Annotated in this window: 15 protein-coding genes and 1 pseudogene; 8 read left to right on the top strand and 8 right to left on the bottom strand. The window is 51.3% G+C overall.

Annotated features, from left to right (window positions below; translation table 11 throughout):
- Window positions 1-57 precede the first annotated feature (57 nt).
- Window positions 58-1,233, bottom strand: a complete 1,176-nt coding sequence (manA, locus tag NMD08_RS14300) for a mannose-6-phosphate isomerase (RefSeq protein ID WP_151219123.1) — start codon at window positions 1,231-1,233, stop codon at window positions 58-60.
- A 262-nt stretch (window positions 1,234-1,495) separates the two neighbouring features.
- Between manA and fumB the strand changes: the two genes are divergently transcribed.
- The gene (gene fumB / locus NMD08_RS14295; RefSeq protein WP_278237925.1) at window positions 1,496-3,142 is read left to right on the top strand and encodes a class I fumarate hydratase; all 1,647 of its coding nucleotides are present in this window, start codon (window positions 1,496-1,498) and stop codon (window positions 3,140-3,142) included.
- A 139-nt stretch (window positions 3,143-3,281) separates the two neighbouring features.
- Window positions 3,282-4,685, top strand: coding sequence for a class II fumarate hydratase (gene fumC, locus NMD08_RS14290; protein ID WP_210905043.1), 1,404 nt, complete (start codon window positions 3,282-3,284; stop codon window positions 4,683-4,685).
- Here the strand turns inward: fumC and tus are convergent.
- Together tus and rstB are read right to left on the bottom strand one after the other, a co-directional pair.
- Window positions 4,682-5,611 carry a DNA replication terminus site-binding protein gene (gene tus / locus NMD08_RS14285; protein ID WP_187252487.1) on the bottom strand — a complete coding sequence of 310 codons (930 nt, stop codon included), beginning with the start codon at window positions 5,609-5,611 and terminating at the stop codon, window positions 4,682-4,684. The two genes, fumC and tus, sit on opposite strands and share 4 nt — an antisense overlap.
- Before the next feature lie 74 nt (window positions 5,612-5,685).
- A complete protein-coding gene (gene rstB / locus NMD08_RS14280) occupies window positions 5,686-6,987 on the bottom strand; it encodes a two-component system sensor histidine kinase RstB (RefSeq protein WP_370618400.1) in 1,302 nt (433 codons plus the stop codon).
- Window positions 6,988-7,193: 206 nt separating this feature from the next.
- Between rstB and NMD08_RS14275 the strand changes: the two genes are divergently transcribed.
- The 3 genes and pseudogenes from NMD08_RS14275 to NMD08_RS14265 form a co-directional block, all read left to right on the top strand.
- Complete coding sequence (locus tag NMD08_RS14275; protein ID WP_151225423.1) at window positions 7,194-7,538, top strand: DUF1294 domain-containing protein; 345 nt, start codon at window positions 7,194-7,196, stop codon at window positions 7,536-7,538.
- A 41-nt stretch (window positions 7,539-7,579) separates the two neighbouring features.
- The gene (locus tag NMD08_RS14270; protein ID WP_370618398.1) at window positions 7,580-8,104 is read left to right on the top strand and encodes a hypothetical protein; all 525 of its coding nucleotides are present in this window, start codon (window positions 7,580-7,582) and stop codon (window positions 8,102-8,104) included.
- 332 nt (window positions 8,105-8,436) lie between these two features.
- Window positions 8,437-8,628 (top strand): annotated as a pseudogene (locus NMD08_RS14265) (HoxN/HupN/NixA family nickel/cobalt transporter); the annotation flags it as partial.
- Window positions 8,629-8,805: 177 nt separating this feature from the next.
- On the opposite strand, the gene rstA reads toward NMD08_RS14265, so the two are convergent.
- Complete coding sequence (gene rstA, locus NMD08_RS14260) at window positions 8,806-9,540, bottom strand: two-component system response regulator RstA (RefSeq protein ID WP_151219130.1); 735 nt, start codon at window positions 9,538-9,540, stop codon at window positions 8,806-8,808.
- Window positions 9,541-9,666: 126 nt separating this feature from the next.
- On the opposite strand from rstA, the gene NMD08_RS14255 reads away from it, so the two are divergent.
- Window positions 9,667-10,002, top strand: a complete 336-nt coding sequence (locus NMD08_RS14255; protein ID WP_043016398.1) for a GlpM family protein — start codon at window positions 9,667-9,669, stop codon at window positions 10,000-10,002.
- Here NMD08_RS14255 and folM read toward each other — a convergent pair.
- From folM to ydgH, 3 genes are all read right to left on the bottom strand, one after another.
- Window positions 9,999-10,721: a dihydromonapterin reductase gene (gene folM / locus NMD08_RS14250; RefSeq protein ID WP_151225424.1), complete on the bottom strand. Its 723-nt coding sequence runs from the start codon at window positions 10,719-10,721 to the stop codon at window positions 9,999-10,001. The genes NMD08_RS14255 and folM overlap by 4 nt on opposite strands.
- Before the next feature lie 36 nt (window positions 10,722-10,757).
- Window positions 10,758-12,140, bottom strand: coding sequence for an amino acid permease (locus tag NMD08_RS14245; RefSeq protein WP_252838360.1), 1,383 nt, complete (start codon window positions 12,138-12,140; stop codon window positions 10,758-10,760).
- 186 nt (window positions 12,141-12,326) lie between these two features.
- Window positions 12,327-13,271 (bottom strand): DUF1471 family protein YdgH, encoded by a 945-nt coding sequence (ydgH, locus tag NMD08_RS14240; RefSeq protein ID WP_151219133.1) that lies wholly within the window; start codon window positions 13,269-13,271, stop codon window positions 12,327-12,329.
- Between the two features lie 525 nt (window positions 13,272-13,796).
- Here ydgH and pntA point away from each other — a divergent pair.
- A complete protein-coding gene (gene pntA / locus NMD08_RS14235; protein WP_151219134.1) occupies window positions 13,797-15,326 on the top strand; it encodes a Re/Si-specific NAD(P)(+) transhydrogenase subunit alpha in 1,530 nt (509 codons plus the stop codon).
- A 10-nt stretch (window positions 15,327-15,336) separates the two neighbouring features.
- Window positions 15,337-16,725: a Re/Si-specific NAD(P)(+) transhydrogenase subunit beta gene (pntB, locus tag NMD08_RS14230; protein ID WP_151219135.1), complete on the top strand. Its 1,389-nt coding sequence runs from the start codon at window positions 15,337-15,339 to the stop codon at window positions 16,723-16,725.
- A gap of 45 nt (window positions 16,726-16,770) precedes the next feature.
- Here the strand turns inward: pntB and NMD08_RS14225 are convergent, their stop codons facing one another.
- Complete coding sequence (locus NMD08_RS14225) at window positions 16,771-17,805, bottom strand: AI-2E family transporter (protein ID WP_151219136.1); 1,035 nt, start codon at window positions 17,803-17,805, stop codon at window positions 16,771-16,773.
- Between the last annotated feature and the right edge of the window lie 235 nt (window positions 17,806-18,040).

Raw genomic sequence — 18,040 nt, 5'->3', positions numbered from 1 at the left:
GACATGTCTCTAACTTACTACAGCTTAGCAAGAGATGTTAAAAATATCAGTATCTTGCTACAGCTTGTTATAAACCCGAGCTAAACGACCCGTGCCGCTGACGTTTATCGGTGATTCATCCGCACTAATAAAGGCCGACTCACCCGGCTGCAACACCAGACGCTGCTCGCCTTTGCTCAGCACGGCTTCACCCTCAATGCAGAACAAAATGGCCGCACTTTGCTGGTTGATATCTGCGCCATCGGCGGTCAGTTCATGCAGAGAAAATGCGAAATCGTCTACCGGAATGGGGAAGTCCAGCTCGCTATTAGTTTTTATCGGTGTCGTCAGCAATTGGTTCGCAGGCTTGGCGACGAACTTAACGTTGGCGACCAGCTCGGGAATATCAATATATTTTGGCGTCAGTCCGGCGCGCAGCACGTTGTCTGAGTTGGCCATTACCTCAAGCGCCACACCTTGCAGGTAGGCGTGTGGAGTTTCAGCAAATAAGAACATCGCTTCGCCAGGATTAAGTTTCACCACATTCAGTAACAGTGGGGAGAAGAGCCCGCTGTCGTTCGGGTAGAAGTCAGCGATCTGGCGAATGGTTTGCCAGGGTTCACCCTGTTGGCTGTTCAGCGCGGATTTCAGGATCGCCAGCGCATGGGATTTCTCCTCATCCTGCATATTCAGCAAACTGGCGAAAAGATAGCTCAGACGTTCGGCATTCGGTTCCTGCAGGAAATGTGCAATAGCCGGATGCGCTGCGGAAACCGGTTGTAACAATGCAACAATGTCTGAGAACTCGCGAAATGCATTCATCGCCAGGAAAGGGGTTAAAGCAAAAACCAGTTCCGGCTTGTGGTTAGGGTCTTTGTAGTTACGCTCGGCGGCATCCATCGGGATCCCCGCCGCGTTTTCTTTAGCAAAACCGATTTCAGAGTTGTGTTTGTTAGGATGGACCTGAATCGAAAGAGGTTGCGCGGCGCAGAGTACTTTAAACAGGAAAGGCAGTTCACCAAAGCGTTTCGCAACGGCATCGCCTAACAGTGCGGATTTGTCATTCTCGATGACGTCGCGCAACGCGATCGTCTGGCCGTTAGCGCCCATAACCTGCGAACTGCTTTTCGGATGCGCGCCCATCCACAGCTCAGCCATCGGCTGCTGAGTGGGATTGGCAATCCCATAAAGTTCCGTTAACGCAGTTTTACTTCCCCAGGCATAGTTCTGCACTGAGTTGATGAGTTTTTGCATGCTCAAGCCCTGTTTCAATGTGGAATTTTCTACGGCTATTAAAGCAAGAAACCCGTGGGGAAGTAACCTGCACATGTAAAAAGTCGTCCTTGTCTCAGTTTTTGTTAAAAAATTGTGTAGGATATGGTGACTCGCTTTTAATACCCTGAGTAATTCCGGTTGCGGAAAGCCCTTCCTTCTGCAACCCGACCTGCGGCAGGGAAGCAGGGCAATGGAACATCTGCCCAGAGAATAACCAGACCGAGCAGTAAGTGAGAGCACAATGTCAAACAAACCCTTTCATTATCAACATCCTTTTCCCCTCAAAAAGGATGATACCGAATACTATCTGCTGACCAGCGACCATGTCTCCGTTGCCGAATTTGAAGGGCAGGAGATTGTCAAAGTTGCGCCGCAAGCATTAACTTTGCTGGCTCGTCAGGCGTTCCATGACGCATCGTTTATGCTGCGTCCTGCGCATCAACAGCAGGTAGCCGATATTCTGCGTGACCCTGAGGCCAGCGAAAACGACAAATATGTGGCACTGCAATTCCTGCGTAACTCTGACATTGCGGCAAAAGGTATTTTGCCGACCTGCCAGGACACTGGCACCGCGATTATTGTGGGTAAAAAAGGCCAGCACGTCTGGACCGGCGGCGGTGATGAAGCGGCGCTGGCGCGCGGTGTGTATGACACCTACATCGAAGATAACCTGCGCTATTCACAAAACGCCGCGCTGGATATGTATAAAGAGGTGAACACCGGTACCAACCTGCCAGCACAAATAGATTTGTATACTGTCGACGGCGATGAATACAAATTCCTGTGCATTGCTAAAGGCGGTGGTTCGGCGAATAAGACCTATCTGTACCAGGAAACCAAAGCACTGCTCACGCCAGGAAAATTAAAAAATTACCTGGTTGAGAAGATGCGAACGCTGGGAACAGCGGCCTGCCCGCCGTACCATATTGCGTTTGTAATCGGTGGAACATCAGCGGAAGCCACGCTGAAAACGGTGAAACTGGCGTCTGCTAAATACTACGATGAGCTGCCGACCGAAGGTAACGAACATGGCCAGGCATTCCGCGATGTGGAGCTGGAAAAAGAGTTGCTGATTGAGGCGCAAAATTTGGGGCTGGGCGCCCAGTTTGGCGGGAAGTACTTTGCTCATGATATCCGCGTAATCCGCCTGCCGCGTCACGGCGCGTCGTGTCCGGTCGGAATGGGAGTCTCTTGCTCTGCTGACCGTAATATCAAAGCTAAAATCAACCGCGAAGGTATCTGGATCGAAAAACTGGAACATAATCCAGGCAAGTACATTCCAGAAGAGTTGCGTCAGGCTGGAGAGGGGGAAGCGGTGCGCGTTGATCTCAATCGTCCGATGAAAGAGATCCTGGCTCAGCTGTCGCAGTATCCGGTTTCTACGCGACTGTCGCTCAATGGTACAATCATCGTTGGCCGAGACATTGCTCATGCGAAACTGAAAGAACGTCTGGATAACGGTGAAAGTTTGCCGCAGTATGTTAAAGATCACCCGATCTATTACGCCGGTCCGGCAAAAACGCCAGAGGGCTACGCCTCTGGTTCGCTTGGTCCGACCACAGCCGGGCGTATGGACTCGTATGTTGACCAGCTTCAGGCCGCTGGTGGGAGCATGATCATGCTGGCGAAAGGCAACCGCAGCCAGCAGGTTACCGATGCCTGTCATAAGCACGGCGGTTTCTACTTAGGCAGTATTGGCGGTCCTGCGGCTGTACTGGCGCAGGGCAGTATCAAGAGTCTGGAGTGTGTGGAATACCCTGAATTGGGGATGGAAGCCATCTGGAAAATTGAAGTGGAAGATTTTCCGGCGTTTATCCTGGTGGATGACAAAGGCAATGATTTCTTCCAGCAGATTCAGACGTCGCAGTGCGCACGCTGCGTTAAGTAACGTCAGCCGCCCTACGGGGCGGTTTTTTACCGCACGAACCACCAAACGACAGTTTTATCCTCGTTAATACTCATAAGACCAACGCAAGTGGGCAATGTCGAAACATAACCTAATCAATTGTTAATGTGAGGAGCAGGTAATGGTAACGGTACGCCGCGAAAATGATTCAATGGGGGCGATTGATGTCCCGGCTGATAAGCTTTGGGGCGCGCAAACCCAACGATCGCTGGAGCATTTTCGTATCTCTACGGAGAAAATGCCGGTCTCGCTGATCCACGCGCTTGCGCTGACGAAACGCGCCGCAGCAAAGGTTAACCAGGATCTCGGACTGCTGGCGGAGGATAAAGCCCGCGCAATTATGCAGGCGGCAGATGAGGTGTTGGCGGATAAGCACGTTGATGAGTTTCCGCTGGCCATCTGGCAGACCGGGTCTGGTACGCAAAGCAATATGAACATGAACGAGGTGCTGGCAAATCGGGCCAGCGAATTGCTGGGCGGCGTGCGGGGGATGGAGCGTAAAGTACACCCCAATGACGATGTCAATAAAAGCCAAAGTTCAAACGATGTTTTCCCGACTGCAATGCACGTTGCCGCGCTGCTGGCTCTGCGCAAATCGCTGATCCCGCAATTGCAGGTGTTAACCAAAACGTTAAGCGATAAATCCCACGCGTTTGCGAATATTGTCAAAATTGGTCGTACGCATCTGCAGGATGCCACACCGTTGACGCTGGGCCAGGAGATTTCCGGCTGGGTGGCAATGCTCGAACATAGCCTGAAGCACATTGAAAACAGCTTGCCGCATGTGGCGGAACTGGCGCTTGGTGGAACAGCGGTAGGGACCGGACTCAACACCCATCCGGAGTATGCCCGGCGGGTCGCGGATGAACTGCGAGTCATCACCTGTGCGCCGTTCACTACCGCACCGAATAAGTTTGAAGCGCTCGCCACTTGTGACGCGCTAGTTCATGCCCACGGCGCGCTAAAAGGGCTGGCGGCGTCGCTGATGAAAATTGCCAACGATGTGCGCTGGCTGGCATCCGGTCCGCGTTGTGGCATTGGTGAGATTTCGATTCCGGAAAATGAACCGGGCAGCTCGATCATGCCGGGCAAGGTCAATCCTACCCAGTGTGAAGCGCTAACCATGCTTTGCTGTCAGGTGATGGGCAACGATGTCGCGATCAACATGGGGGGGGCGTCGGGTAATTTTGAGCTCAACGTTTACCGACCAATGGTCATCCACAACTTCCTGCAGTCGGTACGGCTGTTGGCAGACGGTATGGAAAGCTTTAACGAGCACTGCGCAACGGGGATTGAGCCCAACCGTGAAAGAATCGATCAGCTGCTTAACGAGTCGCTAATGTTGGTGACCGCGCTCAATACCCATATCGGTTACGATAAAGCGGCTGAAATTGCCAAAAAAGCGCATAAAGAAGGGCTGACCTTAAAAGCCTCCGCCCTGGCACTGGGGTATTTGACCGAAGCGGAGTTTGACAACTGGGTACGCCCGGAGTTGATGGTGGGTAGCATGCGGCCTGGCAGTTAATCAGCAACGTACAGGTGCAGCCGGGGAATAATCAATCTCAACGGCTGCGCCTGAGGTTTAAAACGATGCTGGACATTGTCGGCATCGTAATTCAGTAACTCGCCGATATCCGGTACGGTCATACCGTTTTCATTGTTGATCAGCGCGATCAATGGCGTCGGACAGGCGTATTGTACCTGCTTTTGTGCTCCTTTGTACCAGACGCGGGCGATCGGCTGCACTTTTACCGGTCGTTTAATCTTCAGGCGCGCATGCTGCCCCAGAGCGGCAATATCCTGATATTCACGTTCAAGTTTTGCCTGCCACTCTTCACGCGTCCAGGGATGTACGCTACGCGGCGACGTCAGGCTTTTTTCCAGTTGCTGCAACACTTCATCGCGCTTCAGATTTTTAATAATGTGTTTGTTGGCCCAACCAAATCGCAGAGTCGCCGGTTCTCTGACAAGGGTAAGTGTACGGTAGGCATTCAGCGTAATCAGCCCGGGCAGGTGGCGATGCACCCATTCAAAACGGGCTGCCGGTGCGAGCCCGGATTCCACTGTGACAATGCGCTCAAAGGTGGTTTTGAGCTGATTAATACGCTGTATTTGCGCTTCCAGATCACGTTGAGTCGCATTATCCACCTGATAACACAGCACGCCAGGCAGGCGGACAGCTGCTTTACTGCTACGATTCTCTGATTGTTGCTGGATAAACAAATGACGATAGTGGCGCAGCGCCAGTGTTTCTGCTTCTTTACCTAAATGCTGTTTAACATCAATGCTCGGTAGCGGGGCGTGTTCTGCTTCTTTAACCACTTCCGGTAACGAGAATACGCGTGCAATCAGCAGCGTCTGCTGCAACAGATTTTCATTCAGAAGTGCCAGCTCTTGTTCCATCTGGCGGAAGGTGCCGTTCAGGCGGTCGACGAGATCGTAACGGGTCATTGGGGTTACCATTTTAGTTACAACATACTTTTTTATAGCATAACATCTGCCACCTGACTACCGAGCAGAACGGGTCAGGCAGGTGAAATTTCAGGAATGTCATGCCAGACGGGCCAACTGAAGCAAAAGCGGGCGCCGCCGAGCTCACTTTCATCGCAGACGACCGTGCCGCCCATTGCCAGTGCGATTGAATGTACGATAGCTAAACCAAGCCCGCAACCACCGGTCGCCCGGTCGCGGCTGGGATCAAGGCGTACAAACGGTTCAAAAATCTGTGCGCGGGCATCAGGTGCAATACCGGGTCCGTCGTCTTCCACAACCAGCGTCGCCTGATTTCCGTTTAATAGCAGGCTTGCTTGTACCGTAGACTGGCAATAGCGCAGGGCGTTATTCAGGAGATTATCCAGGACACGCTCCATCAGGCGCATATCCAGCGCACCATAGTCGCCGCTCTTTAGATGGCGTAAGCGCACCGCTCGATCAGGGTTTACGCTTTGCACATCCTCCAGATGGGTTGTCAGCCAAACGGGCAGGTCCGGTACCGTGAGCTTTAATTCGTTTTGTGGGCGGTCCAGCCGGGCATAGGTCAGTAACTCCTCGATTAACGCTTCCAGTTGACCAATATCACGATTCAGGGCCAGCGATTCCTGCTCGGTGAGGTTATCGCTCATTTCCAGCCGGTAGCGTAAGCGTACCAGTGGGGTGCGAAGCTCATGGGCAATGCCATCGATAAGCTGTTTTTTACTGGCGATTAAGGCATTGATATTATCTGCCATCTGATTAAACGCCACGCCCAATCGCTCAAAGCTGGAACCACTGTCAAAATGGAGGCGCTCACCCAGATGCCCTTCGCCAAAACGCTGTGCAGCGGCTTCCAGTCGGAGCATTTCCTGCCAGTGCGGACGCATCCAGATAAGCACCGGGAAGGCCAGAGAAATAGCAATAAATGCCATCAGCGCGATGTCCAGCAAGCGCATTTGATGGAGAAAATAGAGATAAGGGACCGGGCCAACGGCCAGTACATAGTGACTGCGAGGGATCCGTTGAATAAAGGTGTACTGATCGTCAAGCGCGACGATATCGCCTTCGCGCAAACGCTGCATGGTTGGCGCGTCCAGTGTGTATTTATTTAGCGGCTCAACACGCAGGTCAAAAGAGAGGTTCAAATCCATCTCTTTTAGCGTCTTACCCCAGTCACGTGGCGGGATTTCGCGTAACTCGCTACGCATCAGGTATAGCGAGCTTTTCATCAAATCGTCGAGCGACTGCCGGCCTGCGCGTTCTGCGGTGAATTTGTATACCAGACCGACCAGTAGGGTCATCACCAGAAAGCAGACAAACAGCAGGAGATAAAACTGCACAAACAGCTTCTTCATCAAAATCACCAGACGCTCAAAGGGTTAGCTAATCTCATCGAAAATGTGCGGGTGCGGATAACTCTCCGAATGCCATTAAGCACACTCAGTGGAGCAGATTACACTGTATCAACTATTTCTGCATTGCCATGCTCCGCTCGGCGCTTTGGCATGTATGACGTATAATGCGGCTTTGATGCATTCTGAGCTATTCCACGACTAATAAAATGACTCTCAATCGTTTCTGTTACTTGCTACTGATTTTGGCCGCGTCAGGCAGTATGTTCACCTCACATCCCTTTGTCATGTGGTGTCTGCTTGCTAATGTTTTGACGCTGGTCATTTACGGCGCAGATAAAATGGCGGCGCGCAGGGCCTGGCGCAGAGTGCCTGAATCCACTTTGCTGGTGTTTGGCGTGGTGGGCGGGTGGCCTGGCGCGATTGTGGGCCAACAACTCTTTCATCATAAAACACAGAAACAGCCATTCAAAACTTATTTCATTATCAGTATCTTATTGAGTGTTTCAACGATGGCAGCTGTTTATTGGCTCTTTCCACTTTCATTTTCCTGAGCATCAATCACAAGCATTATAAACAGCGGAGACAGGATGATATGAAGATCTATATTATTGACCAGAATGGCGATTTAACCTTACAAAACGGTCGCAGTATTGTTGTTGAGTTTGCTGATGGCAAATCGCTTGAACTGGCTGGTAGCCCACAACCTTTACCAAAGGGAATTCCTGAAGGGCTTCATATTTGGGGGGGCAGAATTCCGTATCAGACGTCAGAAGAAGTGAAGACCTCGCAACTGGATTTTAAACCGGTAGCGGCCAATGGCATGATTGTTTCACCACTGCCGATTAAAGAAGCTGATTCCGGTGTTACAGGAATGTTTATTGCTGATGATGACGGTTCTTTGCAACCGGTAAAACAAAACAGGGTGGTTATCGCGCTTGATAATGGCAAAACTCTGGAGTTCATGGAGCATTATGCCAAAAGTGGGCTGCTGGTCTGGGGGGGACGCGAGCCCGATCCGCAACTTCCTTTTGAAGAAGTTAAGCAAAGAACCGAGAGCCTTGGATTGTATCTACTGGCAGGCAACGTTGTTCATGTATTTCCCTATAAAGTGGAGTAACAGTATGCTTTTTCGCCTCAAGGCTCAATCAAATAAAGGGCCGCATTGGATAAATCTGTAGTCAATGGCTGGCTCAGCCGATGGGGGCTCGTTCCTGATGGCGAACAGATAGAACGGCAACGTTTGCTGATGTGGATTATTGCCTGGTGTGGACTATCGTCCGCCTGGTTTATGCAAGACGGGTGCAGAGCGACAGTCCCCCTGTGCGTAGCGGAGTTAGCGACTGCGGAACTTGCTTCAGGTGGCCATCAACTTTGTTCTACGACACTGGGTTGGTAATTCTTAAAAGTTATCATTAGCACGGTAAACGTTTTAATAATCAATCAGTGAACGGCGGTGTGGAGGCGCAGGGACTTCTTTCGCAGGCGTTTTCACTGCAGGGAGGATTGTGGGATGCCGTCAGTGATTTGAGTGACCATATGGGGAATGTCGGGTTTGCCATTATTGGCGTCTTTATCGGTTGCTGGATTTTTTCTGCACTAAACTACCGTTGGAAAAAATACGACGGACTGACGTTTAGTTGAGACAAAAAGACGGTTTTAAAATAGTGGGAACGGAATATAGGGAGCGAGAAGGTGAGCGGCCATTCAAAAATGTAGAATGGAGCTGGAGGGCGTTTGTATGCCTGTTATGCAGCCGAGTTTGTGTGACAGTGTAACGCAAAGGGAGAGGTGGCCGATCAATATGACCGGCTCGGTGGATTACTTCTGAGGCCCGACATCCCAGGCATGCGGCGCGAACAGATAACCTTTGTTGCGTATCGTTTTGATTCGGTAGGGTTCCGTCGCGTTATCGAGCAGTTTTTTGCGTAACCGGGAAATTGCGACATCGACACTGCGATCCATGCCGTCATAACTTACACCGCGCAGATTTTTCAGCAACGCATCGCGGTCCATAATTTGCCCGGCATGAGTTGCCAGTTCCCACAGTAATTCGAAATCGGCGGTGGAAAGAGATACCTGCTCGCCGCCAAGCAGCACGGAACGATTGGTTGGGTCGATGGCGAGTGTGCCAAAGCGCAGCGTTGCATGTGGTGTGATTGTTGCCGCCTGAATGCCTTTAGACTGCGCAGAGTGTTCATTCTGGCGCAGATGCAGGCGCAGGCGGGCCAGCAGCACCGCTGGTGGCGTTGTTTTCAGAATATAATCGCAGGCCCCCATTTCCAGCGCCAGAATATGGTTCATGTCGCTGTCCAGCGAGGTAAGCAGGACAATTGGACCCTGCCAGCGTCCACGCAAATCGCGGCAGATAGTCATCCCATCTTTGCCCGGCAGCATGATATCTAATAACACCAGGTCGGGTTGAACTTGCAGGATTTTCTCCTCGGCTAAATCGCCACGAGGTTCCACGATAACCTCAATATCATGCCGAGCCAGATAGGCCGCGATCAGCGAACCCACTTCGGGATCATCTTCAACAAATACGATGGTATTCATATCATTAATTTTGAATATAAAACGTCAACATACACCGCCCTCGTTTTTCCTTCCATTAATCTTTTCTAAACAAGAATGCTTCCGTTATGCTAGAGGCTGATGTTATTGATGTGTTAAGGCAGAGTGATGGGACTCGTTATAAAAGCGGCGCTCGGTGCGCTGGTGGTGGTGTTGATTGGTTTGCTGGCGAAAACAAAGAATTACTATATTGCCGGATTAATTCCGTTGTTCCCAACCTTTGCGTTGATTGCCCACTACATCGTGGCCAGTGAACGTGGGATCGAGGCGCTGCGTACAACCATTGTATTCAGCATGTGGTCGATTATTCCTTATTTTGTCTACCTCGTTTCGCTGTGGTATTTCACTGGATTTATGCGTTTGCCTGTCGCGCTCGGCAGTTCAGTGGTGTGCTGGGGCCTGAGCGCGTGGTTGCTGATTTTCTGTTGGATTAAACTGCATTAACGCAGATGACGTCCACCATCAAGGGCAAAACTACGTCCGGTGACAAAACAGCTGGTTAGCAGATAGTCAATTAAATCAATGACCTCTTTTTCACCTGGCGCTGTTTTCATCAGGGATTTATTTAATGCCTGCTGGCGATACTCTGCATCGTCACCCTCGTTAAACAGGATTAGCGAAGGGGCAATGGCGTTCACTTTCACTTCCGGCGCCAGTTTACGCGCGAACGAGCGGGTCATATTATCCAGCGCCGCTTTGCTGGCAGCATAGGCAATGTGCTTATCGCTGCCGCGCTCCACCACATAATCCGTAAAATGGATAATATCGCTGGCTGCGTGTCCATGACCGCGCAGCAATCCTTCAAGCGCATGGTTAAGCAGGTAGGGCGTATTGACGTGAATTTGCATCATAGTTGACAGCACGTCGCTCAACGGAGTGCCGGGTTTTTCTGCAAGCCAGGCACTGGCATTATGCACAATGGCGCGCAGGCCATTGGTATGTGCCTTTACGTCATCAGCAAAGGCCAGCACGCCTTCATCGCTGGAGAAATCAGCCTGGATACACAGCGCGCCCGCACCCCGTAGGCCATCAATAGCGGGGTAATGCGTACGGTAGCTGACGATAACCGGCTGTTTTTGATTCAGAAAATGCCATGCAACGGCGAGGCCGATGCGACGGCCTCCACCGGTGATAAGAATTGGCAATGGGGGTTTTTGACCCATCGTAATCTCCATGTGTCGCGAACGATGGGGATAACGTTACCCCATCAGCATCCAGGTCGCCGGAACAGAAGCTACAAGCAGCAGGCCGATCAGCGCAATCTCCTGGCGGTTTAAAACGTTTTCATGTACGTGTGTTTTTCGGGCATACAGGAAAACCAGCAGTCCCGGTGCATACAACACCACGGACAGCAGCAGGTGCATCGGACCTGATGCATACAATAACCATATACCATAAATACTGGCGCCGACACCGACAGCCCGATGAAGCGGACGAGAGGCGATTTTCACCAGGAAGGCACCGACCAGGAAATAGGGCACCAGAATCATTTCTGAGGCGATGGTCAGTAACGTATTGTAGTCCGAACCTGTAAGCCAGATCAGTACCAGACAGATCTGAACGCAAACGTTGGTCAGCCACAGCGATGCGGAAGGTGCGCCTTGTGCATTCTGGCGGGCAAAGATGCGCGGGAAGGCTTTGTGTGTGGCGGCGAGGAACGGTACTTCCGCCGCCATAATCGTCCAGCTTAAATAGGCGCCGCACACTGAGACAATCAGACCTGCAGCAATAATTATTTCGCCCCATGGGCCCATCATTTTAACCATCAGACCGGCCATTGATGGGTTACGGATTTCCGCCAGTTCGGGACGCGCGACAACGCCCAGAGACAGCAAAGTGACCAGCAGGTATACGCCCAGCGCGGCGAGTACCGCCAGCAGCGTAGCACGCCCGACATCGCGTTTGTTTTTGGCTCTGGCAGAAACCACTACCGCACCTTCCACACCGATGAATACCCACAGGGTAATGAGCATGGTGTTTTTAACCTGCTCCCAGACGGGAACGCCCAATGCAACGCCGGTAAAATCAAGGGTAAAGGTGTCTAGCTTAAACAGCATGAAAGCCAGCACGATAAACAGACCCAGCGGCAGTAACTTCGCCAGCGTGGCGACCAGGTTAATACTGGCTGCGGTTTGCACACCGCGGAGCACAAGAAAGTGTACGACCCACAGTAGCACCGATGCGCCAACGATCGCCTGCCAGGTATTACCGTCGCCAAACAGACGTAACTCTGGCGTATCGGTAAAGAAGCTGAGTGCAGAGAAAACGATGACCAGATAAGAAACGTTAGCGATAACGGCACACAGCCAGTATCCCCACGCGGAGCAGAAGCCAATCAGTTCGCCGAAACCTTCCCGCGCATAGCTAAAGATGCCACCGTCCAGTTCAGGACGGATACGCGTGAGGATCAGCATGGCAAAGGCGAGCAACAGGATACCCGCGCCGGTAATTGCCCAACCAATCAGTAATGCGGCCGGACTGGCTACTGCCGCCATATTTTGTGGCAGGCTAAACACGCCAGCGCCAAGCATTGAGCTTAAAACCAGCGCTGTCAGCGCGCTCAGACCCAATTTCTTTTCCATTTCTATCCAGTTACAAAAACGAGAGTGAGAGAATAATTATTTTGGCAAACCGCATAAAAATGGTGAAAGCCACTAAGGCGCGGGATTTTACGGAGAGAAGAGATTGCATGCAATGGGGATAGGCAGATTTGTGACTAAAAATGCTAAAGGCGGCATAAAGCCGCCTTTTAATGTTACTAATGACGATTACTTGTACAGGTCAGCGCTGATCGTAATGTTGTTACCACGTTCAGACCACTGGCGAGTGATGTGATAGTATTTCGCGCCTTTCTTCGCAGCGCGTTTGGCCACCTGGTACGAGATTTCGGTCATGTTGCCATAGTTACCGGTGAACTTGATGCTGTCGAACGGAACCATCATGGCGGCAGTCGCTTTGTTCAGTTCTTCAACTTTCGTTCCATCCGGCAGCGTGACAGTGTAACGCCCACCTTTGGTGGATTGCGTTTCGAAGAAGCGACCCACTTCAGCGCTCGGAGACGCGGTAGTCGCAACGCCCGGGATCTCAACTTTCTTCGCGGCTTCCCCGCCTGCTGCTAATGCGGCGCGACCGGCATCAGAGTCAGCTGGGATCGCATCAGGGCTTTGCACAACGCGTTTTTTCGCATCAGCTTTGTAGATAAATGCAGTAATACGTTGGTTGCCGCCCTGGTTGGCATCGACCTGGCGCACGATATAGAAGGAGTAAGCACCTTTCTCTTTCGCCGCTTTGGTGATGGCATCGTTCACTTCAGGTTGGCTGCGGTAGAAACCCTGCACCGTAACGGTATCATAAGGTTCTATCAAAACGGCCTGATCTTTGGGTAATTCCATTACACCGTTAATGATACGGTTTTTGGATGCTTCCGCTTTTTCAGCGTCGGCTTTGTAAACGTCAGCGACAACGCGCCAGTTACCGCCGCTGCCAAAATCTGAGGTATCAACAACATAAAAGGAGGCTGCACCGTCTTTATCTGCACGGCGTGATACGGCAGTCACCGCATCACCGATCGCATTAAAACGACCGGTAACCACAATGCGGTCATAGGGTTTAAGGGCAGCAGCTTGCTCCGGCGTCAATTCTGTCGCTGCATTTACAGAAAAAGCAGTCGCAGAAATAAGTGCGGACGCCAGGAAAGTGTTCTTAAGCTTCATAAAAATAATCCTTCGCCTTGCGCAAACCAGGTACTGGTATTGTTATTGACTAGAAACGTCGCTGATTATTGCATTTAAATTGTGTCAGTGTCTGCGTCATTTTTCACTCATCGTGCCACCTGACGTAACAACATCGATAATATTTTGTGATATGTCGAAAATTTCGGCGTTTGGTGACAAAAACTGATAAAGCAGTTGAATTTAATAAGTTAATTTAATGTTAATTAATTGTTTTTGACAGGTGCGTAATCATGTTTTGCCGCTTCGTTTGAGCGAATTATCGGTCTTTGTGGGCTATTTTTAGGGCATTTTATCTGTCTGAGGTTCGAATCATCTCTATTTTGCAAATTTCATAATAAATACTGTTTTTTGGCGCTAGATCACAGGCGTCATTTTCAGTAGGTTATACAGAGTTTGTTACTGTTTTATTTTATTGAGGTAACACTGACCTCTTTCGAGAGTGCGCGCATGCCTCGTGCGAACATTGATAAACCATCATCATAAATACAGATGGAAGGGAACATTATGCGAATTGGCATACCAAGAGAACGGTTAACCAATGAAACCCGTGTTGCTGCCACGCCGAAGACGGTTGAACAGCTGCTTAAATTGGGTTTCAGCGTCGCGGTTGAAAGCGGCGCAGGTCAACTTGCAAGTTTTGACGATAAGGCGTTTGTACAAGCAGGCGCAGAAATTGTTGACGGAAATGCGGTCTGGCAGTCAGAGATTATCTTGAAAGTCAATGCGCCGGAGGCGGCGGAAATTCCGTTACTCAACCCGGGCACGACGCTGGTGAGTTTTCTTTGGCCCGCGCAAAACCCTGAGCTGCTGCAAAAGCTTGCAGAGCGCAACGTGACGGTTATGGCGATGGACTCCGTGCCGCGTATTTCGCGTGCGCAGTCGCTGGATGCCTTAAGCTCGATGGCAAATATCGCCGGGTATCGCGCCATTGTTGAAGCTGCACATGAATTTGGTCGCTTCTTCACCGGGCAAATCACCGCCGCAGGTAAGGTTCCACCTGCCAAGGTTATGGTGATTGGTGCGGGTGTGGCTGGTCTGGCGGCGATCGGTGCTGCAAACAGTCTGGGCGCTATCGTGCGTGCATTTGACACCCGCCCGGAAGTGAAAGAACAAGTTCAGAGTATGGGCGCCGAGTTCCTCGAACTGGACTTTAAAGAAGAGGCGGGCAGCGGCGACGGTTACGCTAAGGTAATGTCCGAAGCGTTCATCAAAGCCGAAATGGAACTCTTCGCCGCGCAGGCGAAAGACGTCGATATTATTGTCACCACCGCGCTGATCCCGGGCAAACCTGCCCCGAAACTGATCACCCGCGAGATGGTCGATTCGATGAAAGCGGGTAGCGTGATTGTCGATCTCGCCGCGCAAAACGGCGGTAACTGCGAATATACCGTGCCTAACCAGGTGACCACCACCGAGAACGGAGTGAAGGTTATCGGCTATACCGACCTGCCGGGACGTTTGCCAACGCAATCTTCCCAGCTGTATGGCACGAACCTCGTCAACCTGCTCAAACTTTTGTGCAAAGAGAAGGACGGCAATATCACCGTCGATTTTGACGACGTGGTAGTGCGCGGTGTCACGGTCGTTCGTGAGGGTGAAATCACCTGGCCTGCGCCGCCAATTCAGGTTTCTGCTCAGCCGCAGGCTGCGGCAAAAGCCGCACCCGCGCCAAAAGAAGAGAAAAAACCTGCCTCACCGTGGCGCAAATATGCTCTGATGGCGTTGGTGATCATTCTGTTTGGCTGGCTCGCCGACGTTGCTCCGAAAGAGTTCCTGGGTCACTTTACGGTGTTCGCGCTTTCCTGCGTGGTGGGTTACTACGTGGTCTGGAATGTGTCGCACGCGCTGCACACTCCGCTGATGTCCGTGACCAACGCCATCTCCGGCATCATCGTTGTCGGGGCGTTATTGCAAATTGGCCAGGGTGGCTGGGTGAGTTTCCTGAGCTTTATCGCGGTGCTTATTGCCAGCATTAATATTTTCGGTGGCTTCACCGTGACTCAGCGCATGCTGAAAATGTTCCGGAAAAACTAAGGGGTAACATATGTCTGGAGGATTAGTTACAGCTGCATACATTGTTGCCGCGATCCTGTTTATTTTCAGTCTGGCGGGGCTTTCGAAACACGAAACCTCACAGCAGGGTAACAACTACGGTATCGCCGGGATGGCGATTGCGCTGATTGCCACGATTTTTGGCCCGGATACCGGCAACGTTGCGTGGATTCTGGTGGCGATGATCATCGGCGGCGCGATTGGTATTCGTCTGGCGAAGAAAGTCGAGATGACCGAGATGCCGGAGCTGGTGGCGATTCTACACAGCTTCGTCGGTCTGGCTGCGGTACTGGTGGGTTTCAACAGCTATCTGTATCACGACACGGGCCTGGAACCGATTCTGGTGAACATTCACCTGACGGAAGTCTTCCTGGGTATCTTCATCGGTGCGGTGACCTTTACCGGTTCCGTGGTGGCGTTTGGCAAGCTACGCGGCAAGATCTCTTCTAAACCGCTAATGCTGCCGAATCGTCACAAAATGAACCTGGCAGCGCTGGTAGTTTCTTTCCTGTTGCTGGTGGTGTTTGTTCGTACAGAAAGCGTGGGCCTGCAGGTTCTGGCGCTGTTGGTGATGACCATTATTGCCCTGGCCTTTGGCTGGCATCTGGTGGCCTCCATCGGCGGTGCGGATATGCCGGTAGTCGTTTCAATGCTCAACTCTTACTCAGGATGGGCGGCGGCGGCGGCGGGCTTTATGCTGAGCAACGATCTGCTGATCGTCACCGGTGCGCTGGTCGGTTCTTCAGGTGCGATCCTGTCTTACATCATGTGCAAGGCGATGAACCGTTCATTCTTCAGCGTTATTGCGGGCGGCTTTGGTTCCGATGGTTCTTCTACTGGTTCTGATGAAGAAGTGGGCGAGCACCGTGAGATTAATGCAGAAGATACGGCAGAAATGCTGAAGAACTCGCACTCTGTGATTATCACCCCGGGCTACGGTATGGCAGTTGCTCAGGCGCAGTATCCGGTAGCGGAAATCACCGAGAAGCTGCGCGCGCGCGGCATTAAAGTGCGTTTCGGTATTCACCCGGTAGCAGGGCGTTTGCCAGGTCATATGAACGTACTGCTGGCGGAAGCCAAAGTACCTTATGATATTGTGCTGGAAATGGATGAGATCAACGATGATTTCGCCGATACCGATACCGTGCTGGTGATTGGTGCCAACGATACGGTGAACCCGGCGGCGCAGGATGACCCGAACAGCCCTATCGCCGGTATGCCGGTGCTGGAAGTGTGGAAAGCGCAGAACGTCATTGTGTTCAAACGGTCGATGAACACGGGCTATGCTGGTGTGCAGAATCCGCTGTTCTTCAAAGAAAACACCCAAATGCTGTTTGGCGATGCCAAAGCCAGCGTGGATGCGATCCTGAAAGCGCTGTAATCGTCAGCGAAAACTGAAACGGCCTCTGCGGAGGCCGTTTTTATTTTACTCTTTATTGAGATCGCTCAGTAACACGGCAATGCTTTGACCGCCATTGGTTTGCTCAAGCGCGATTTTCACAATGATGGTTAGCGGAACAGAAAGCAGCATCCCGACAGGGCCGAGCAGCCAACCCCAGAAGATTAACGACAAAAATACCACCAGTGTAGACAGTCCAAGTCCACGCCCCATGATCCGCGGCTCAAGGATATTCCCAAACACCAGGTTAATGACCAGGTAGCCAGCCAAAACAACGAGAGCGTCATAAAGGCCGCTAAATACCAGAACCTGAGCAATAGGGGGAATGGCTGCCAGCACCGAACCGATATTAGGAATATAGTTGAGGGCAAACGCCAGTAACCCCCAGACAAAGGCGAAGCGTACGTCCAGCGCGGCGAGCATGCTCCAGGCCACCAGCCCGGTGACAATGCTGATCGCCGTTTTTAGCACCAGATAGTGGGATACGCTGTCGATGGCGCGTTGAATCGCTGCCATTCCCTCAATAGGGCGGCTCATCATTTGTTTTAGCTTATTGGGCAATTGCGGTACTTCCAGCAGCATAAAAACCACCGTCAGCAACAGTAAAAATATCGATGACATGGCATTCGAAAGCTGTGCCAGCAAATTGGTCACCAGCGTCATTGCCGCGTTTGGATCGATATATTTAACCAGTTCGTCCACGGAAACGCCGATTCCTGCGCGTTGTAGCCATGGCTCAAGATTTTTTAGCGGGACTACCAGTGAAGATCGATACTGTGGCAGCGTACGCGCAAGTTCATTTAAGGATGTACCTAAATACGCTAATAGCAGCACCATTAGCATCACAATAATTACGATGAGCAATGACACCGCGACTACACGCGGGATGCGAAGTTTGACCAACCACTGCACCACGGGGTTAAGCACAACGGCAATAAATAACGCCAAAATAAAGGGAACGATGATATCTGCGGCAAAGCGGATGCCACTCAGGATGATCACCAACATGCCCAGCATAATGACTATTTTAAGACCGTTAAGCGTGATGATCGGTTTTGTCATGTGTATTCCTTCGTTTTTATTTTGAACCTGAATAATAATGTGACTTGCGTCGAGTCGTTATAATAAAAATCAAACGCACTGAGTAAAGAAGTGAAAAGGTTTTGAGTTCGTATTGAAGCTATGATACAAATCACCTGTGTTTAACTACCGAGGACAATTATCATCCGCGATGATGAGAAGCAACACTGCGGATAATTGTAATATTATGGACAATATGTTCAGGATGTTTTTGCGT

The sequence above is a fragment of the Citrobacter meridianamericanus genome, from assembly GCF_041320245.1.
In the GTDB taxonomy this organism is placed as follows: Bacteria; Pseudomonadota; Gammaproteobacteria; order Enterobacterales; family Enterobacteriaceae; genus Citrobacter; species Citrobacter meridianamericanus.
This window is presented reverse-complemented; position numbering and strand designations above follow the sequence as displayed.

Bases quoted from the DNA above. Each gene is read 5' to 3' on its own strand.
- fumB (WP_278237925.1), top strand. From the start codon at position 1,496: ATGTCAAACAAACCCTTTCATTATCAACATCCTTTTCCCCTCAAAAAG.
- rstB (WP_370618400.1), bottom strand. From the start codon at position 6,987: ATGAAGAAGCTGTTTGTGCAGTTTTATCTCCTGCTGTTTGTCTGCTTT.
- manA (WP_151219123.1), bottom strand. From the start codon at position 1,233: ATGCAAAAACTCATCAACTCAGTGCAGAACTATGCCTGGGGAAGTAAA.
- rstA (WP_151219130.1), bottom strand. From the start codon at position 9,540: ATGAATACCATCGTATTTGTTGAAGATGATCCCGAAGTGGGTTCGCTG.
- NMD08_RS14275 (WP_151225423.1), top strand. From the start codon at position 7,194: ATGACTCTCAATCGTTTCTGTTACTTGCTACTGATTTTGGCCGCGTCA.
- fumC (WP_210905043.1), top strand. From the start codon at position 3,282: ATGGTAACGGTACGCCGCGAAAATGATTCAATGGGGGCGATTGATGTC.
- folM (WP_151225424.1), bottom strand. From the start codon at position 10,721: ATGGGTCAAAAACCCCCATTGCCAATTCTTATCACCGGTGGAGGCCGT.
- pntB (WP_151219135.1), top strand. From the start codon at position 15,337: ATGTCTGGAGGATTAGTTACAGCTGCATACATTGTTGCCGCGATCCTG.
- NMD08_RS14225 (WP_151219136.1), bottom strand. From the start codon at position 17,805: ATGACAAAACCGATCATCACGCTTAACGGTCTTAAAATAGTCATTATG.
- NMD08_RS14255 (WP_043016398.1), top strand. From the start codon at position 9,667: ATGGGACTCGTTATAAAAGCGGCGCTCGGTGCGCTGGTGGTGGTGTTG.
- tus (WP_187252487.1), bottom strand. From the start codon at position 5,611: ATGACCCGTTACGATCTCGTCGACCGCCTGAACGGCACCTTCCGCCAG.
- NMD08_RS14245 (WP_252838360.1), bottom strand. From the start codon at position 12,140: ATGGAAAAGAAATTGGGTCTGAGCGCGCTGACAGCGCTGGTTTTAAGC.
- NMD08_RS14270 (WP_370618398.1), top strand. From the start codon at position 7,580: ATGAAGATCTATATTATTGACCAGAATGGCGATTTAACCTTACAAAAC.
- ydgH (WP_151219133.1), bottom strand. From the start codon at position 13,271: ATGAAGCTTAAGAACACTTTCCTGGCGTCCGCACTTATTTCTGCGACT.
- pntA (WP_151219134.1), top strand. From the start codon at position 13,797: ATGCGAATTGGCATACCAAGAGAACGGTTAACCAATGAAACCCGTGTT.